Raw genomic sequence first — 1021 nt, 5'->3', positions numbered from 1 at the left:
GAACCTCAATCCGTTCCTCGTCCCTTGTAAGGGAGCGTTCCATTGCTTCCCGCTGTTCCCGCTGCTCGGCTTCGCAGGTATTGGTCAGGCGGTCGGCAACCGCTTCCCCGTCCATCAGGGCGGCTCTGGCACATTCCCGGATTTTTCGCAGCACATGGCTGTAAAGGGTGTCATAATCAATCCGGTGCTGGGTGCAGTGGTTCTTTCCAAAGGCATTGTAGGTCTTGCAGGAATAAATTTGCTGGGGATGTTTTGCGTTTGTGTAGCGTATCGTCAGAGATTTCCCACACTCGCCGCATTTTATCAGTCCGGCAAACAGGCTGATTTCATTGGTCTGCCCCGGACGCTGGCGGGATTTCAGCTTGTTCTGCACAATATCAAAGCTCATGCGGTCAATCAGCGGTTCATGCTGTCCCTCCACCACAATCCAGTCCTCCGGCTTCTTTTCCCCAATCGTGCCGATTTTGAAACGGTAGTCTTTTTTCTGGGAAGCAATCGCCCCGGTGTAAACGGGATTCATCAAAAGGTCTTTGATAACGGAGAAGTCCCACATATACCGCCCATTTTCCGGGTCTTTCTTTTCCCATTTGGTTCGGGTATTGCGAAGCCCCCGTTCCCGGTTCCACCATGTGGGGCAGGGGATTTTTTCTTCCTCCAGCCGTCTGCGGATATAGTTCGGACCATGACCGTTTAGGGCATATCCGAAAATCAGCCGCACAATCGGGGCGGTTTCCTCGTCAATGAGCAGATGGTTTTTGTCCTCCGGGTCTTTTCGATACCCAAACGGGGCAAGACACCCGGTAAACTGTCCTTTCTGCGCTTTCAGAAGATAAGAGGAATGGACTTTCTTGGAAATATCCTTGCTGTACATCTCGTTCAGGATATTCTTGAACGGGGCAATATCGTTGTTATCCCGCAGGGTGTCGATACCGTCATTCATGGCGATATAGCGGACACCGTTTCTTGGGAAAAAGTCCTCAATCAAATGCCCGGTTTGCAGATAGTTACGCCCCAGTCGGCT

The 1021-nt window shown here is 51.6% G+C and carries 1 protein-coding gene; it reads right to left on the bottom strand.

Translation table 11 applies throughout. The features are described 5' to 3' along the window. Nucleotides 1–1021: recombinase family protein (locus tag DWX32_RS19280; RefSeq protein WP_147398521.1), on the bottom strand; the 1021-nt coding region annotated here is incomplete at both ends.

Source organism: Blautia sp. AF19-13LB (genome assembly GCF_003479105.1).
Taxonomy (GTDB): domain Bacteria; phylum Bacillota; class Clostridia; order Lachnospirales; family Lachnospiraceae; genus Fusicatenibacter; species Fusicatenibacter saccharivorans.
This window is presented reverse-complemented; position numbering and strand designations above follow the sequence as displayed.